We start from the raw sequence: 383 nt of genomic DNA, 5'->3' as shown, positions 1-383 counted from the left end.
ACAGAGGAAGGCATTTCCGATGTGACCCTGTATAGTTGGTTGAAACTATGCCGACAAGATGGAGTTCCCGTGCCCGGAAACCAGCCGACAGCCGATACCTGGTCACCCGATGCCAAGCTGGCTGTTGTAATCGAAACAGCGGGCTTGTCTGAAGTTGAGCGTGCGGCCTATTGCCGTGAAAAAGGCCTCTATGTTGAGCAGGTTCATAGCTGGAAAGCGGCTTGTTTACAGGGCGCAGCCATGCAGCAGGGCCGTGAGAAAGAAGCGCTGAAACAGCAGCGTGAGTCGAGCAAAACGATTAAAAAACTTCAGGCTGAAGTGAACCGAAAAGACCGTGCCTTGGCTGAAACCGCTGCGTTACTGGTGCTCTCAAAAAAGCTGGA

Annotated in this window: 1 pseudogene; it reads left to right on the top strand. The window is 52.7% G+C overall.

The features are described from left to right. A pseudogene (locus WG929_RS21005) lies at positions 1–383 on the top strand (IS3 family transposase); the annotation flags it as partial.

Origin of the sequence: Oceanobacter antarcticus, assembly GCF_044962685.1 — a bacterium.
GTDB lineage: Bacteria > Pseudomonadota > Gammaproteobacteria > Pseudomonadales > Oceanobacteraceae > Oceanobacter > Oceanobacter antarcticus.
This window is presented reverse-complemented; position numbering and strand designations above follow the sequence as displayed.